This window comes from Marinomonas sp. 63XJN7_9_ISO-PGPR-S23-217 (genome assembly GCF_056173515.1).
In genome coordinates, this window is the sequence record NZ_CM149678.1 from 4,703,927 (window position 1) to 4,719,381 (window position 15,455).

The window sequence follows — 15,455 nt, forward strand, 5'->3', positions numbered from 1 at the left end:
GTGATAAGCAATTTATTGCTTAGGCTACTTTTGTATCCTGTTGTCTTGAGTCTTCTTTTTGATGCTCAAGCACACCATTATTGGCTTGGTTAATGGCAATTTTTCTTGGTTTCATTGCCTCAGGAATTTCTTTTACCAAGCTGATGGTCAATAGCCCATTTTTTAACTCAGCATTGGTTACCTCAACGTAGTCGGCAAGGTTAAACTTGCGCTCAAACGAGCGGTTTGCAATGCCTTGATGGAGATACCTGTGCTCACCAGCATCCGCTTTTTCACCACGAACGGTTAGCACATTCTTTTCCACTTTAATGTCTAGATCGCCTTCCTCAAAACCCGATAACGCAAGCGAAATAGCATAGCGATTATCGTCAACCACTTCGATATTGTAAGGGGGATAACCGGCAGACACATTATCGGTTGTTAGCGCATTGTCGAGTAAAGAAGCCAAACGATCAAAACCAATGCTGCTGCGATAAAGTGGTGTAAAATCAATTGAGTTCATAATAAATCCTCCTAAATGAAGCAAAATACTAATCATCAAAAGACGTAACAGAGACTCTCAAGGGAGACGACCCCGTTACACTTCTTAAAATAGGTCCATCAAAGGTATTTTCAAGGCGGATTTTTAGAAAAAATCGTCATAAATATACCCTTTTTAATAATATCCTGAGACCTTTGCACGATGTCACGAGCAACGCCAAGACGCGGCAAAAACAGACGAGAAAACGGAGTTTATAGCTATAAATGAGCATTTTGAGTCTGTTTTTAACAAAGTAATGGCAAGCGCAGTAAGCATGCAAAAGTCTCATCCTATTATCCCATAAACCTTATCCCTCCACGGCCGACATCAAGATAAGAATCTGCACACTGGTTCAAGCTATTTCGACAATAATTCAATAATTACCATGTTTTTCTTCAATGCTTTCCAAGCTAGTATAAGCGCCATTACACCCGTACTGATCTCGGGCTTTATCTTATTTACGGAGACAAACATGTCACATCAGATTATTAAAGACTTAGAAAAGCGTTATACATCAAAACACTACGATGCGAGTAAGCGCATTTCTCAAGAAGACCTAGACGTCATTTACCAAGCACTTCGTCTGTCCCCTTCTTCCATCAACTCACAACCTTGGAAATTTGTCGTCATCGAAAGTGAAACGGCCAAGCAACGCTTTCAAGACTCCTTTGCAAACAAATTCCAGTTCAACCAGATACGCTCCAAAGACGCCTCACACATTATTTTATTGGCCCACAAAACCCACTATACCCGTGAGGACTTTGCCAAAGTGGTGGATAAAGGCATTCAAGATGGCCGCACCAAAGCCGAAAACCGCGAGCAAGCCTTTGGCAGCTTTGCCTTCGCAGAAATGAATACTGATGAAAACGGCGATACCAGCCACTGGACCAAAGCACAAACCTACATAGCTCTTGGCAACCTAATGCACACCCTAGCTCGCCTAGGCATTGATTCCACCCCAATGGAAGGGGTTGACCATGAATTGCTAAGTGAAATTTTCAAAGATGAATTGGAAGGCTATCGCTGTGACGTAGGACTAGCCATGGGTTACCACTACAAGGAAGAAGACTTTAACGCCACATTGCCTAAATCGCGTTTGGCATTAGAAGATGTGATAACCGTGATTTAATTCCGTTGATACACAAACAAAAAAAGAGCAAGTCGGCAGACTAATTTGCTCTTTTTTTATCCAGCATAAAGAGGACGAATACGAAAACTTAACCCGTCTGTTCCAGCACCATGCCAGTGGTTGCCATTTTAAAACGCGGATGTGATAGCCCACCCACCCGCTCTAAGACCTCACCATTAAAAGTTTCATAGCGGCAGCGAACCAACGTCCGTTCAGAATGATCAACATGATTCACAATACGATCAAAGTCCTTGATCTCAAGTACAAGGTATTCATCTTTAGTGGCTGGGTTTTGGTATTTTCCGAGTAGCGTCTGAGTCGTCTTCACCTTCCCCTCCTGACACAAGTTTATGACTGGCAAAATGTTGGTGATATCAGACTAAGCTGGATTCTGGAAAGAAGTATTGCGATAGATCAAGCAAATGGCTAAATACCCACAGTATGATGTTGCTATCTGGCCTTTATTGCTTCATTTAATGAGCAAAGCTACATGATACTTCAATATGAATTTGCTGGGCTGCCTGACTTGTAATTATGTCTTAAACCTATATGCAAGACAGACACCAAAGTATTACATCCTTGGTACGGCAAAGACTCGCGGTGTTAGGCGATTATTCCCTCCGCTAAGAGGCTGTCGCAAAAGGTAACGAGCGAAGATAAGGCAAGGCAAAAACCGTCGAAAAAGCGGAGTTTGTACCTATAAATGAGCATTTTGAGACGATTTTTAACGCTGAATTATCGAGCACAGTAGTTTTGCGACAGTCTCTCTAAGAGAGGTAAAGAAAATAATATGATAAAAAGACGACTGAGCTAAAAACTAGAGTTGGGCTCCTCTAAAAATGCCAATTCTTCAGGTGACGATTTTCGCCCTAAAATGGCATTTCTATGTGGATAACGACCGAAACGATCCACAATTTTTTTGTGTTTAAGCTCAAAGTCCAAATTATTCACAATGCCCAAGCTTCTAAACAACTTTACGGCTTCCTCATGAATCACGGCGGATTCACTGTGCATAAACGGCATATATAAAAAGCTTCGTTCTGAAAGCGATAAAGTTTGATCAAAACCGTTTTGAATGGCCACTTGAGCCAGTGCTAACGCCATCGGGTCAGCAGCAAAAGCTTTTGGTTGGTCACGGTAAATATTACGTGAAAATTGATCGAGTAGAATTATCTCAGCCAATGCGCCTTTAGGAGAATGACGCCAAGCGGACAGTTCCCCCTGAACCGCTTGTTGATGAAGTTTGCCAAATCTGGTGATGATTTTATTATCGAAATCGGTGTCTTTCTGAAACCACAACTCTGAATCAATCTCGTTAAACCAAAAATCCAATACTTCTTGATACATAACGCTAGCCTCAAATCAACAAACTAACTAACTAACTAACTAACTAACTAACTAACTAACTAACTAACTAACTAACTAACTAACTAACTAACTAACTAAAGCTTAATCGCCATTAACGCTTCAATCAAATCTCTCAATTGTTGTGTAATAAAGGGTCGTTTCTGCTCGTCCAGTTGATATTCCGACTGTTTCGCTAGCTCGACGTTTAAGTAAGTGTCTTGGGAAAGTTCAAGCTGGATCGCGTGAACCCCATGATGTGGCTGGCCAAAATGACGAGTGATATAGCCCCCTGTAAATCGACCATTGAGTACTTGTGTGTAGTTGGGTCTTATGATTTGCGTGGCGGCATTCGCTAACGAGCTGTCACAAGCCTTGCCTTCGTTGGTTCCCCAATTAAAGTCTGGCAGATGCCCCTCAAATAACATGGGCACTTCGGCCGCGATACTGTGTGCGTCAAATAAAATCGCGTAGCCAAATTTGGCTTTTAAACGTGCTAGCTCCTGGGCAATCGCATCGTGATAGGGCATCCAAATCTGCTCTTTACAGAAGGTTCGGTGCTCAGCGCTTGGTGTTTTTCCCACTTCAAAAATAGGGCTTTCGTCAAATAAGATATCAGGAAACAAGCCCGTGGTTTTGGTCGCGTAAAGGGGCTTGTCATCATAGGGACGATTCAGGTCAATCACGTAGCGAGAGTAGTTTGCTTTAATAAAACCCACGCCTAAAGAGACAAGAAAGTCGTATAACTCAGGCATATACCAATCTGTATCCGGTAGTTTTTTCGCCTTCTCCGTCAAACCTGCTGCCACCTCTGGTGTCAAATTCAATCCGCAGTGCGGCATGCTAACCAGTAAAGGCGAGTCCCCTTGCACAAAATCAAACGCTGGGGGAGTGAGAGGGGCTGGGGTTGTCATGGTGCTTCTCCTAGATTCTTATTGTCTGAATTTGTTGCCATAGCCCTTATTTCCGTGGCTCTTGTTACCGAAGTAAATGCGTTCTTTTATTAAATTGCCACCCAACCAATAGCTGAGTTCGCCAGGGCTTTCTACGTCCCAACAGATGAAATCTGCCGCTTTACCGACTTCTAAGCTACCATGAGTATCGGCCATTCCCAATGCTTTTGCTGCATGAATAGTGACGCCAGCCAGTGTTTCTTCTGGCGTCAGTGCGAACAAGGTACAGGCCATATTCATCATAAGACGCAAAGATAACACGGGGGACGTCCCAGGGTTGGCGTCCGTAGCAATCGCCATCGGCACACCATATTGACGCAGCAAAGCAATTGGCGGGCGCTGGGTTTCTTTTAACGTGAAAAACGCCCCCGGCAACAACACGGCCACCGTGCCAGAATCCGCCATGGCTTTCACGTCAGCTTCTTCAATAAATTCAATATGATCCGCCGACAAAGCCTTAAACGACGATGCCATGCGAGTACCACCTAAGGAAGACAGCTGTTCCGCATGGATTTTCACGGGCAAACCTAGCGACTCGGCGGTGTTAAAATAACGCGCCACTTGCTCGGTACTAAAGGCAATCCCTTCACAAAAAGCGTCGACGGCATCGGCCATTCCCAGTTCAGCAACGGTTGGCAACACCGTCTCGCAAAGGTAATCGATATATTCGTCTTTATCTGTGTATTCTGGTGGCATGGCATGGGCCGCCAGACAAGTCAGTTTCACGTTAACAGGCAGCTCTTGCTCTAAACGCGCGGCGACTCGCAGCATTTTCAGCTCACTTTCAAGGGATAAACCATAGCCAGATTTGATCTCAACCGTGGTGACACCGTCTTGCATTAAGCTTTGTAAACGGCGTTTAGCGCTGACGACTAAGTCGTCTTCACTGGCATCACGGGTGGATCTTACAGAGGAGGCAATACCGCCGCCCTGCTGGGCAATCTCTTGATAGCTAACGCCATTGAGGCGTAGCTCAAACTCCCCCGCCCGGTTGCCGCCAAACACTAAGTGTGTATGGCAGTCAACTAAACCGGGGGTGACCCAACCACCCGCCAAATCATGCTCGGCATGCGTTTGGTAATGGGGTAAGTCAGCGGCTTCGCCAATCCAAGCGATGTGACCGTCGACCACACCAATGACCGCATTGTCAATGGTGCTGTACTTCCCACCTTTCATCGTCGCGACATGGGCGCCATGCCATAGGCTATCAAAGACCATGGACGTTTGAGAATCGGCCTTAGGTGTCGTCATTGCTTACTCCTTAATGCATTTCGACCATTAAACGCTCGATAGCAAACCCGCTGGCATGGCTTCGTTATGAACCGCTTCTAGAAGCAATGCATTGGCTTTTTCAATGTCTGGTGCGAAGTAACGGTCTTTATCGTAGAAAGGCACGCGAGCACGCAAAGTCGCACGAGCGTTTTCTAGACGTTTACTGGATTTCAGTGGTGCACGGAAATCTAAGCCTTGCACCGCAGACAAAATTTCCACAGCTAAGATACCGCGAGTATTTTCCGCCATGTCTTTCAAACGGCGTGCCGCAAAGGTTGCCATAGAAACATGGTCTTCTTGGTTGGCAGAGGTAGGTAAACTGTCTACCGACGCTGGATGAGCATAAGTTTTGTTTTCGCTCGCAAGCGCCGCAGCGGTGACTTGAGCAATCATAAAGCCCGAGTTAACACCACCATTGTCCACAAGGAATGGCGGTAATTTGCTCAAGTTGCTGTCGATCAATAGCGCCATACGACGCTCAGACAAGCTGCCGATTTCGGCAATCGCTAACGCCAAATTGTCTGCGGCCATGGCAACTGGTTCTGCATGGAAGTTCCCACCTGAGATGATGTCCCCTTCTGCCGCAAACGCCAATGGATTGTCCGACACCGAGTTGGCTTCCACACACAAGACTTTTGCTGTGCTGCGGATTTGCTCAAGGCAAGCTCCCATCACTTGTGGTTGGCAACGCAGTGAATAAGGGTCTTGAACCTTCTCACAACCTTTATGGGAATCGCCAAGCTCTGACGTTTTACCCAATAGGTGACGGTAAGCCGCTGCGGCATCAATTTGAGTTTGATGACCACGTACTTCATGAATACGTGCATCAAATGGGCTGCGGCTACCCAGCGCGGCTTCCACTGACAAAGATCCGCAGACAATCGCCGATGCAAACAGATCTTCTGCTTCAAACAGACCTTCCAAGGCAAACGCTGTGGACGCTTGCGTGCCGTTTAGTAGCGCCAACCCTTCTTTGGGGGCCAAAGTAATAGGCTCTAATCCTGCAATAGACAACGCCGCTTGACCGGAAATGACTTCACCGCGATAACGGGCTTTGCCTTCGCCTAATAATACCGTACTCATGTGAGCCAATGGTGCCAAATCCCCCGATGCACCGACTGAGCCTTTTTTCGGAATACATGGGTAGACTTCTTTGTTGATCAAAGTCATCAAGGCTTCGATCACTTCAAGGCGAATACCAGAAAACCCACGGGCTAGGCTGTTTACTTTCAGCGCCATGATGAGTTTGACGGTTTTGTCATCCATTAACTCGCCGATGCCTGCCGCATGAGACAGTACGATACTGCGTTGTAGCTCTTCCAAATCTTCTGGCGCGATACGTGTATTGGCCAGCAACCCGAAGCCTGTGTTAATACCGTACACAGTGCGGTTTTCTGCAATCACATCGTTCACCACCTGTGTGCTGGCATGAATCGCAGGAATGGCACTGTCATCAAGACTTAGCTTAACGTGACGACGGCTGATTTGGCGCAGATCGTTTAGACTCAATTGACCCGGTTTTATGGTTAATTCAAACATGATGTTTCTCTCTAATATGTTGCGGTGTTCTGCAAGACGATTTAGTAAATGTTAAGTTAGTCGGAGTTTGCAATGCTTGTTTGACGCTCCACAACCCATTATTTCAGTGCCATCGGCAAATTCAGCCCCTGCTCTTTCGCACATTCAATGGCAATCTCGTAACCTGCATCCGCATGACGCATCACGCCAGTTGCCGGATCATTATGAAGAACCCGCGCAATACGCTCAGCCGCGTCATCGCTACCATCACAGACAATCACCATACCTGCGTGTTGTGAAAAGCCCATACCTACGCCACCGCCATGATGCAAAGACACCCAGGTCGCGCCAGACGCGGTGTTTAACAAGGCATTTAACAGCGGCCAATCAGATACTGCATCCGAACCGTCTTGCATGCCTTCGGTTTCCCGGTTTGGACTAGCCACCGAGCCGGAATCTAGATGGTCACGGCCGATCACGATTGGCGCCGACAATTCGCCACTGCGCACCATTTCATTAAAGGCTAGGCCAAGTTTGGCCCGTTGACCAAGACCCACCCAACAAATACGTGCTGGAAGACCTTGGAATTGAATACGCTCACGGGCCATATCCAACCAGTGATGTAGATGCTCATCGTCTGGAATCAATTCTTTTACTTTCGCATCGGTTTTATAAATGTCTTCTGGATTACCAGACAGTGCTGCCCAACGGAAAGGGCCCACGCCACGGCAGAACAAAGGACGAATGTAAGCTGGTACGAAACCTGGGAAGTCAAACGCGTTTTCGACCCCCTCTTCCATGGCCATTTGACGAATGTTGTTGCCATAGTCAAAGGTGGGAATGCCCATTTTTTGGAATGCCAACATGGCTTCAACATGCTTCGCCATGGACTGTTTCGCGGCTTTAACAATTGCCTGCGGCTCAGTTTGAGATTTCTCACGGTATTCTTCCCAACTCATGCCGATCGGCAAATAGCCATTTAGCGGATCGTGGGCAGAGGTTTGGTCCGTTACCATGTCTGGGCGAATGCCACGTTTTACCATTTCAGGTAGGATGTCTGCAGCATTACCACATAATGCGATTGAGACGGCTTTGCCTTCCGCTGTGTATTTTTTGATACGAGCCATGGCATCATCAAGATCAGTGGCTTGCTCATCCACATAGCGTGTACGTAGACGGAAATCGATGCGACTTTGCTGACATTCGATGTTCAAAGAACAGGCACCTGCTAGGGTTGCGGCTAGTGGCTGAGCGCCCCCCATACCACCAAGACCTGCTGTTAATACCCAACGACCTGCTAGCTTACCATCGTAATGTTGGCGACCCGCTTCGACAAAGGTTTCGTATGTCCCTTGCACAATGCCTTGGCTACCGATGTAGATCCAAGAACCGGCGGTCATTTGTCCATACATTGCGAGGCCTTTGGCATCCAGTTCGTTGAAATGTTCCCAGTTTGCCCAATGTGGCACCAAGTTTGAGTTGGCAATCAAAACACGAGGGGCGTTGCTATGGGTTTTAAACACGCCCACTGGCTTACCAGACTGAACCAAAAGCGTCTCGTCTTCTTCTAGCTCTTTTAGCGATTCAACAATCTTGTCATAGCACTCCCAATCACGCGCTGCACGGCCAATACCACCGTAAACCACTAACTCTTCTGGGTTTTCTGCAACATCAGGATCTAGATTGTTCATTAACATGCGCATCGGCGCTTCGGTCAGCCAAGACTTGGCGGTTAGAGTGGTACCCGTTGGCGCTTTAACAACACCAGCGCGGTAGCGCTTTTGCGAAATAGTTGGCTTAGTCATGATCCGTACCTTTAAAATGATGTGTTATCTCAAATGTATATACAACTTAACTAAAACATAATTTTTTAATGCGTCTGTTGCAAGCTTTTTTTCTATCCAATAGAGGTTTTTAAAGTAAGAAAAACGAAAGAAAAGAATGGATTTTAAAAAATCCCTTATTTAATAATAGGTTGAAAATAGGCTTTATAAAAAAACCAAAAAGAGAAGAAACGCAATCTTGTATGTACAAGTTATTTTCCATTACACTCATACTTGTCAACCACACAGTAACCCTGTCCAACTCAGGAATTGATTATGCCCAACCACAACCAGACGGATCTCTTTGATAACAAGAGCCTTCCCCAAACCTATTTTGCTGAACGGGTGCTATTGCCTTCTGGTTGGGCAAATAATGTGCTTTTTTCTATCAAAAACGGTCAATTCCTCTCATTCGACTGTGACAGTACACCAACGACAGGCTGTCAGAGACTGACAGGCCCCGTCCTACCAACAATCGCCAACCTGCATTCTCATGCCTTTCAGCGGGTAATGGCAGGGGCGGCGGAGGTCTGCCTTAATCCCAACGATAGCTTTTGGAGTTGGCGCGATTTAATGTACAAAATCGTGCAGAAACTGACGCCTGACGACGCGCGCGTCATCGCGACTCAGCTTTATATTGATATGCTAAAAGCGGGCTACACCCAAGTGGGCGAATTCCACTATTTACACCATGGTTTGGGTGGAAAGCACTATGATCAAGTGGGTGAAATGGCGAACCAGCTTATTGCGGCGGCGGACGACTCAGGCATGGGGTTAACGCTACTGCCGGTGCTCTATTCCCATTCTGGCTTTGGTGGTCAGGCGCCCAATGCAGGCCAAACGCGGTTCATCAACTCGACAGAGTCGTATCTCAAGCTGCATCAGGCTTGCCAGTCTAAGCTTAACGATCACCCACATCATAAATTGGGCGTCTGTTTTCATTCATTGCGTGCTGTGACTAAGCCTCAAATTGAGACGGTACTCAACACCCTTAATGCGTCGTATCGCGATACTTGCCCAATCCATATTCATATTGCAGAGCAACAAAAAGAAGTCCAAGACAGCTTGGCTTATAGTGGTCAGCGACCTGTGGAATGGCTACATAACGAAATTGGTCTAAATGGGCGTTGGTGTTTGGTTCATGCCACCCATTTAACCGAGAGCGAGCGTCACGCCATTGCCAAAAGCCAAGCCGTCGTTGGATTGTGTCCGACAACGGAGGCGAATTTAGGGGATGGTATTTTTCCTGGCGTCGCCTTTGAACAAGACAATGGCCGTTGGGGCATCGGCTCTGACAGCCATGTGAGCCTATCGATTGTCGAAGAGCTGCGAACCTATGAATACGGACAGCGTCTACGCGACCAACAACGAAACCGCTTGTATCGCGCAGATCAAACCCGCGTTGGCGATAACCTTTACCTACAAGCTTTACGGGGCGGCAATCAAGCCTGTGATGTGTCATTGGGATTAACAAAAGGTAACCGGGCTGACTTTATGGTACTCGACGAGTCTCACCCTTTTATGGCGGCAAGCGAAGCCAAAGATCTGATCAATCGCTGGCTGTTTGCCAGCAATGAAAACCTTGTTAAAGACGTCTTCGTAGCAGGCAACCACATCATTAAAGACTTCCACCACCAGCAAGAAGAAAACAGCCGACAGGCTTTTATTCAAGTCATTAAAAAGGTGATGTATGACGCCTAACACTCGGTTGCCTTACCAGATTCTTTCGCAGAGCGATTATCAACGTATGCCATGGAAAAATGGTCTTGGCGAAACGTTAGAGATTCAACGTCATGAAGATAGGAACGGCCTACGTTTTCGTATCAGCCAAGCCTCAGTTGTAGAAGATGGTGTGTTTTCTGACTTCAGCGGGTTGCATCGCACCTTGGTGTTGCTCTCTGGTGAGGGAATGATGTTGACTCACCAGAGAGTCAACACGCCGACCTATTCTCATCACCTGACTCAGCCACTTGATATAGCACGTTTTGCGGGAGGTGATAAAACCCACGCAACACTGATCAAGGGTGCTATTGAAGACCTCAATATTATGGTGCGAGAAGCCGACACCCAAGCCAATGTGGAGGTGGTTAAAGCCCCTTACTCCATAGCATTGCCAACTGACGAGCGTACTGTGTTTTGCGGTATTTATGTCTCTGAGGGCAGTGCCTTTGAAAAAAATAATGGCGACCTCTTGCTGCTAAAGGCACACAGCATGATGCTGTTATCAAAAGACACACATCTAACATTGACGCAGGGGCACGGCATTTTTATCACTATTTTGGACGTTTAATTAACGTCCAAAGTGACCAAACAGCTGGAAGCGGGACCCCGGATGCAGCAAGCGCGCCACGGTAATGATATCGTCTCCCGCCCAAGTACGCCGATTAATCTGTAAGCATGGCTCGGTAGGCGAAATCTGCAAACGTTCACACTCCGTTGGGGTTGGTAACACCGCTTCGACCAAGTGCTCTCCTTCCGTCATGGGAGCGGTGGTCATTAGGTATTCATAGGAGGTGTGTTTGGAAAAGTCCTGCTTATCGTAATCGGGTGCACGACTGGCATTCACGATGCGCTCTTCGATTTGAATCGGCAGATCGTCTTCATAATGGATCACCACGGAACGGAAAATACCATGATTGGTGCGCACCCCCAGCATCACGGCTTCTTCTACACTGGCTTTAGCGGACTCCAACACCAATAACTCCGAACGATGTTGGTGGCCACGAGCAATGATTTCTTCGGCAATGTTATGCACTTCAAACAAAGCAGAATGGGCTTTCTTTTCTGCCACGAATGTTCCAAGGCCCTGATGACGAACCAATATCCCTTCAGCGGTTAATTCACGCAATGCACGATTCACCGTCATCCGGCTCACGCCCAATGCCTTCACCCATTCCGCCTCGGATGGGACACGTTGATTCACTTGCCACTGACCATGACTGATTTTTTGGGTGATAGCCTGCTTTAGTTTGGCATAAATGGGCTGTGACGCATCGGGCATATCATCAAATAAATGCGCAAGCATTGATAGAGTGTCTTCTGACAATGGAATATCCGTTTGCTGATGAATGAAGTGCTATTATATCGCGACGCTCAAGCATCAAACAATAGACTTGTATAGACAATTCAACCTAACATGCGCATTTCTTCTTGTGATAATGCCGACGATTATATCGGCATCATCCATAATACAGCCAACCAAGCAAGCCCGATGACCAGTGACAGAACGATACCCAAGCGAGGCGTCTGTACTTGCACAGGCCCCGTTAGACCTTTCTTTTTACCGTGCAGCATGGCGAGAAATAACCGTTCCTTAAGATGAATTTCATGGAACAAAACTGCCAAGATGTGTAAGGCGACTAATGCCAATAAAATATTAGGTAATGTATGGTGAATGGTTGAAATACGATCTAGCCAATCATCGGAAGCATAACCATTGAAAGGGCCAAACCAAAAGATCTGATCACTGGTAAACAGTCCAGTCAACCATTGGAGGCTCAACCCAAGAAATAATACAACCACCATTAATGCACCAATCGGATTATGACCCGCATAGTGCTCATGATGTCCGGTAAGCAATCCTTTCAAATAAGAGAAGACCACCTTAGGAGAGCGTACAAACTGTCCAAAACGCGCATAATGAGATCCCCAAATGCCATATAAAACACGGGCTACGATTAACGCTGACAAACTATACCCCATATAAAAATGGTATTTGAGCCAGTCACCTCCTTCATTGCCGGTTATGATCAATCCCGTAAACAAAAGCGCCATCAACCAATGACTGACTCGAATCGGCCAATCCCATACTAATTCAGATTTCATGTTTGTTTTTTCCTATGCAATAACCGCATTCGTTCGCTAAAAATACATCATCAGACTATTTTTAACGAAGGCAGTTTAACGGGCGTATCTTGATTGAGGTATTGGCAAGCACCATCACCCTGCTAAATATATTCATAGTAGACAAAAAAACCGCCATAAGTTCATTTCACTCATGGTATTTATTTGCCTATTAAGCTTAGACGCTTTTTCTCTTTTCTTTATTAACATGACATAACAACGCCACATAACAAGGAGTGACACCATGTTGCTAGGCTTTCTCTTTATTATTGTTTTGGTCTGTCTGATCACCATCTACTGCTATCTTTTTAAAGGCCGTTTTTTTGCTAGGCAAAACCTCGTTATTGACCTGCCTTTTGACATCGTATCAGAAAACCTAAAAGATCTGAGCAACTGGCCACAATGGATACCTTGGCTGCTCTTTGAACCGAACACAAAAGTGCATTATGACTACTCCCACGCCGGAGAAACCACCCTGTTACCCTCATGCTTAAGTTGGAAAGGTAAACTCATTAAAGAAGGGTATATTCTCATGAAACCGGCTCGCCCCAGCGCAAGCTACTGTCATGCCGTTATCGAGGCCAATGCGTTTTATCCAAAGGATGTGTTTCTTAGTATCGACCTTACTAAACAAGGCTCCCATACGGGAATTAACCTGCAACTCACGGGAAGCGTCCCTTTTCTATTGCGTTACAAAACGGCCCTACTAAAAATTCGTGCTAACAAAGACCTTGAGCTGTCCCTATTACGATTAAACGCCCATTTGGTTCAATACAGCCAACGCACGGATTACGAGTTTGCAGACCCTTCTTACACATTTTTAGAAACCAAGCAACTTGGTCATTTCGATGCGGTTACTCGCCCCTTTACGGCAAAAGATCAATCCATCTCACAAAAAATAGAACAGGGCTTTCACGATTTATTCACGGCTCTTGGTCCACAAAACCCAACAACGGGTCATCGATTTACCATCTATAGCAAAGCCGACCCGATTCATCATGACTTTGAAGGTGTTCTGGGGGTATTAGTACAAAATGTAGAACCCTGCGACCTGCACCCAGAACGGATCACCCTTAACGGGACATACCTGCAATTACTCTACCATGGTAGCTATCAACATCTTTCTTTGGCGTGGCATGTGATTTACAACATGATGCGCTTACAAGGCCATCGACCAGATAAAAAGCACCCGAGCGTAGAGGTCTACGAAATAGGACCAGGCCAAACCAACAGCCCAAAAGAGTACGTTACAAAGGTATGCTTACCAATTAAGTAGCTTTTTTATTCGTTAAGGGTAAAATCGAAAATGAAGAAGTCTAATATCTACTCACTTTAAGGATGAAAAATGATGATCTCTGACCACCAGCTCTGGTTTATAGACCGCGCATTTGAGTTAATACTTACGATTACCTTTTTCTATGTTTTTAAACATCTTTTCCATATAAATAATAGTTGGCTATTAGGTTTTTTGGCCGTTTCCTCAAGTTTTTTAATCGCAGGTGTTGTCTATAAACAGGTTGAAAAAACCAAACTGTGGGCAAAGCTTCGGTCTAATCAACAATAGAGCCCTTCCCCTGTACCATGCCCATATTCGGGACTTTTTTGCGGTTCTAGATAGAAGTGCCCTATTCCTTTAGAGTATGCTCATTACTAACGCCCCCAACACATGATGCTGAGCATTCTTGATGGATCAAGGGTAGCGAGCATTACGCTTTAAGCATACGTAGCAAATACCTTTAAACGAATAAGAGCCGATTACGATGACAACTCTCTATCAGGACCATCTCACTGTATTACAACAACGCTATGAAGCCGCCTTAACACACTTCCAATGTGATGCCGTAGTACTGGCGTCAGGTCATAAACAATATTACTTCCAAGACGACCATACAGCGCCTTTTCATAGTTACTCAGGTGCCCAACAATGGCTTCCATTTACCTTAAGCGCGGAAACCTATCTCATTATTGAAGCAGGTAAAAAACCGCGTATTGTGTGGCCGGTTCGTGATGATTTTTGGCACGCACCAAATCCCGTTCCCGCTGGTGAGTGGCAGGATAGCTGGGACATTACCCCCGCCCGTCGTGACGATAAATGGTTCCAAGGTTTACCAGAAAAATGTGCCTGGCTTGGCCCCGAACCACAAGATTTTGCTCATGTTATCCCAGGTTTCAATACCTATGTGGATTTTGCCAAAGCGGTGAAAACCCCTTATGAAATAGCCGCTATTCAACGTGCTAGCGTCCGTGGTGCAAAAGGTCACCTTGCCGCAAGGGATGCCTTTTTAAATGGCTTGAGTGAATTTGAAATTCATTTGGCCTATTTACAAGCCAGCCAACAAACCGCCAACCAAGAACCTTACCCTAGCATTATAGGCGTCAACGAACATGCTTCGGTGCTGCATTATGAACACAAGGACTTTGATCGTAGCGCCAATCCACTAACCTTGCTGATTGATGCTGGCGCCACGGAGCACGGTTATGCCAGTGATATAACACGCACCTTTACCAAACAAGACGATGAGTTCCGAGCTTTGGTCAAAAGTCTGGACAGTGAAGAGCAAGAGATGGCAAAAAAAGCCTTGTCTGGTACATCCTATCCTGAACTCCACCAAGGGGCACTGCGAACCATCGCTGGTATTCTCCATGACCATAAAATTTGCTCATTGAGTGTGGACGAACAAATCGCAAAAGGCATTACACAAACCTTCTTCCCCCATGGCCTTGGACATTTGTTAGGGTTACAGGTGCACGATGTAGGCGGCTTTCATCAGGATGTGTTAGGCACACGTCGTGAACCTGATGCGAATGCGCCTTTCTTAAGGCTGACTCGTACATTAGAGGAAAACATGGTGCTCACCATCGAACCCGGTCTATATTTTATCCCCATGCTGTTGGACAAAATGCAGGCTGAGATACCACAGCACGGGTGTGATATGGCACTCATTAAACAATTCATTCCCTACGGTGGTATTCGTATTGAGGACAACATCGTTGTCAAAGACGAAGTGTCGATTAACTTAACCCGACAAGCCTTTTCTGAATACGAAGCGTAG

General features: G+C 46.0%; 14 protein-coding genes. 5 read left to right on the top strand and 9 right to left on the bottom strand.

Features of this window, described 5'->3' with window-relative positions; all coding sequences use genetic code 11:
• Positions 1-19 precede the first annotated feature (19 nt).
• Complete coding sequence (locus AC0VYI_RS21880) at positions 20-502, bottom strand: Hsp20 family protein (protein ID WP_475445578.1); 483 nt, start codon at positions 500-502, stop codon at positions 20-22.
• A 490-nt stretch (positions 503-992) separates the two neighbouring features.
• On the opposite strand from AC0VYI_RS21880, the gene AC0VYI_RS21885 reads away from it, so the two are divergent.
• The gene (locus AC0VYI_RS21885) at positions 993-1,649 is read left to right on the top strand and encodes a nitroreductase family protein (protein WP_475445580.1); all 657 of its coding nucleotides are present in this window, start codon (positions 993-995) and stop codon (positions 1,647-1,649) included.
• A gap of 88 nt (positions 1,650-1,737) precedes the next feature.
• On the opposite strand, the gene AC0VYI_RS21890 is transcribed toward AC0VYI_RS21885, so the two are convergent.
• From AC0VYI_RS21890 to hutU, 6 genes are all read right to left on the bottom strand, one after another.
• Positions 1,738-1,977, bottom strand: a complete 240-nt coding sequence (locus AC0VYI_RS21890; protein ID WP_067019093.1) for a hypothetical protein — start codon at positions 1,975-1,977, stop codon at positions 1,738-1,740.
• A gap of 482 nt (positions 1,978-2,459) precedes the next feature.
• Positions 2,460-2,996, bottom strand: coding sequence for a DUF924 family protein (locus AC0VYI_RS21895; protein WP_475445582.1), 537 nt, complete (start codon positions 2,994-2,996; stop codon positions 2,460-2,462).
• 95 nt (positions 2,997-3,091) lie between these two features.
• Positions 3,092-3,907 (bottom strand): N-formylglutamate deformylase, encoded by an 816-nt coding sequence (hutG, locus tag AC0VYI_RS21900; protein ID WP_475445584.1) that lies wholly within the window; start codon positions 3,905-3,907, stop codon positions 3,092-3,094.
• A gap of 18 nt (positions 3,908-3,925) precedes the next feature.
• Positions 3,926-5,197 (bottom strand): imidazolonepropionase, encoded by a 1,272-nt coding sequence (hutI, locus tag AC0VYI_RS21905; RefSeq protein WP_475445586.1) that lies wholly within the window; start codon positions 5,195-5,197, stop codon positions 3,926-3,928.
• Positions 5,198-5,224: 27 nt separating this feature from the next.
• Entirely contained in the window at positions 5,225-6,757 is a 1,533-nt protein-coding gene (gene hutH / locus AC0VYI_RS21910) for a histidine ammonia-lyase (protein WP_475445588.1), read from the bottom strand.
• Positions 6,758-6,855: 98 nt separating this feature from the next.
• A complete protein-coding gene (gene hutU / locus AC0VYI_RS21915) occupies positions 6,856-8,541 on the bottom strand; it encodes a urocanate hydratase (protein WP_475445590.1) in 1,686 nt (561 codons plus the stop codon).
• Positions 8,542-8,835: 294 nt separating this feature from the next.
• Here hutU and AC0VYI_RS21920 point away from each other — a divergent pair, with 294 nt between their 5' ends.
• Together AC0VYI_RS21920 and AC0VYI_RS21925 are read left to right on the top strand one after the other, a co-directional pair.
• Positions 8,836-10,260, top strand: coding sequence for a formimidoylglutamate deiminase (locus AC0VYI_RS21920; protein ID WP_475445592.1), 1,425 nt, complete (start codon positions 8,836-8,838; stop codon positions 10,258-10,260).
• Positions 10,250-10,849 (top strand): HutD/Ves family protein, encoded by a 600-nt coding sequence (locus tag AC0VYI_RS21925; RefSeq protein WP_475445594.1) that lies wholly within the window; start codon positions 10,250-10,252, stop codon positions 10,847-10,849. Before AC0VYI_RS21920 ends, AC0VYI_RS21925 begins: the two co-directional genes overlap by 11 nt.
• On the opposite strand, the gene hutC is transcribed toward AC0VYI_RS21925, so the two are convergent.
• Both hutC and AC0VYI_RS21935 read right to left on the bottom strand, forming a co-directional pair.
• Positions 10,850-11,605 carry a histidine utilization repressor gene (gene hutC, locus AC0VYI_RS21930; protein ID WP_245659138.1) on the bottom strand — a complete coding sequence of 252 codons (756 nt, stop codon included), beginning with the start codon at positions 11,603-11,605 and terminating at the stop codon, positions 10,850-10,852.
• Positions 11,606-11,727: 122 nt separating this feature from the next.
• On the bottom strand, positions 11,728-12,384 hold the full coding sequence (locus tag AC0VYI_RS21935; RefSeq protein ID WP_199478320.1) for a cytochrome b/b6 domain-containing protein: 657 nt from the start codon (positions 12,382-12,384) through the stop codon (positions 11,728-11,730).
• Between the two features lie 262 nt (positions 12,385-12,646).
• Here AC0VYI_RS21935 and AC0VYI_RS21940 point away from each other — a divergent pair, with 262 nt between their 5' ends.
• Entirely contained in the window at positions 12,647-13,678 is a 1,032-nt protein-coding gene (locus AC0VYI_RS21940) for a GyrI-like domain-containing protein (RefSeq protein ID WP_475445596.1), read from the top strand.
• Positions 13,679-14,162: 484 nt separating this feature from the next.
• Positions 14,163-15,455, top strand: coding sequence for a Xaa-Pro dipeptidase (gene pepQ, locus AC0VYI_RS21945; RefSeq protein WP_475445598.1), 1,293 nt, complete (start codon positions 14,163-14,165; stop codon positions 15,453-15,455).

Coding starts and splice junctions, on each gene's coding strand:
- AC0VYI_RS21925 (WP_475445594.1), top strand. CDS start 10,250: ATGACGCCTAACACTCGGTTGCCTTACCAGATTCTTTCGCAGAGCGAT.
- AC0VYI_RS21935 (WP_199478320.1), bottom strand. CDS start 12,384: ATGAAATCTGAATTAGTATGGGATTGGCCGATTCGAGTCAGTCATTGG.
- AC0VYI_RS21920 (WP_475445592.1), top strand. CDS start 8,836: ATGCCCAACCACAACCAGACGGATCTCTTTGATAACAAGAGCCTTCCC.
- AC0VYI_RS21895 (WP_475445582.1), bottom strand. CDS start 2,996: ATGTATCAAGAAGTATTGGATTTTTGGTTTAACGAGATTGATTCAGAG.
- AC0VYI_RS21885 (WP_475445580.1), top strand. CDS start 993: ATGTCACATCAGATTATTAAAGACTTAGAAAAGCGTTATACATCAAAA.
- hutI (WP_475445586.1), bottom strand. CDS start 5,197: ATGACGACACCTAAGGCCGATTCTCAAACGTCCATGGTCTTTGATAGC.
- hutU (WP_475445590.1), bottom strand. CDS start 8,541: ATGACTAAGCCAACTATTTCGCAAAAGCGCTACCGCGCTGGTGTTGTT.
- AC0VYI_RS21880 (WP_475445578.1), bottom strand. CDS start 502: ATGAACTCAATTGATTTTACACCACTTTATCGCAGCAGCATTGGTTTT.
- hutG (WP_475445584.1), bottom strand. CDS start 3,907: ATGACAACCCCAGCCCCTCTCACTCCCCCAGCGTTTGATTTTGTGCAA.
- AC0VYI_RS21940 (WP_475445596.1), top strand. CDS start 12,647: ATGTTGCTAGGCTTTCTCTTTATTATTGTTTTGGTCTGTCTGATCACC.
- hutH (WP_475445588.1), bottom strand. CDS start 6,757: ATGTTTGAATTAACCATAAAACCGGGTCAATTGAGTCTAAACGATCTG.
- pepQ (WP_475445598.1), top strand. CDS start 14,163: ATGACAACTCTCTATCAGGACCATCTCACTGTATTACAACAACGCTAT.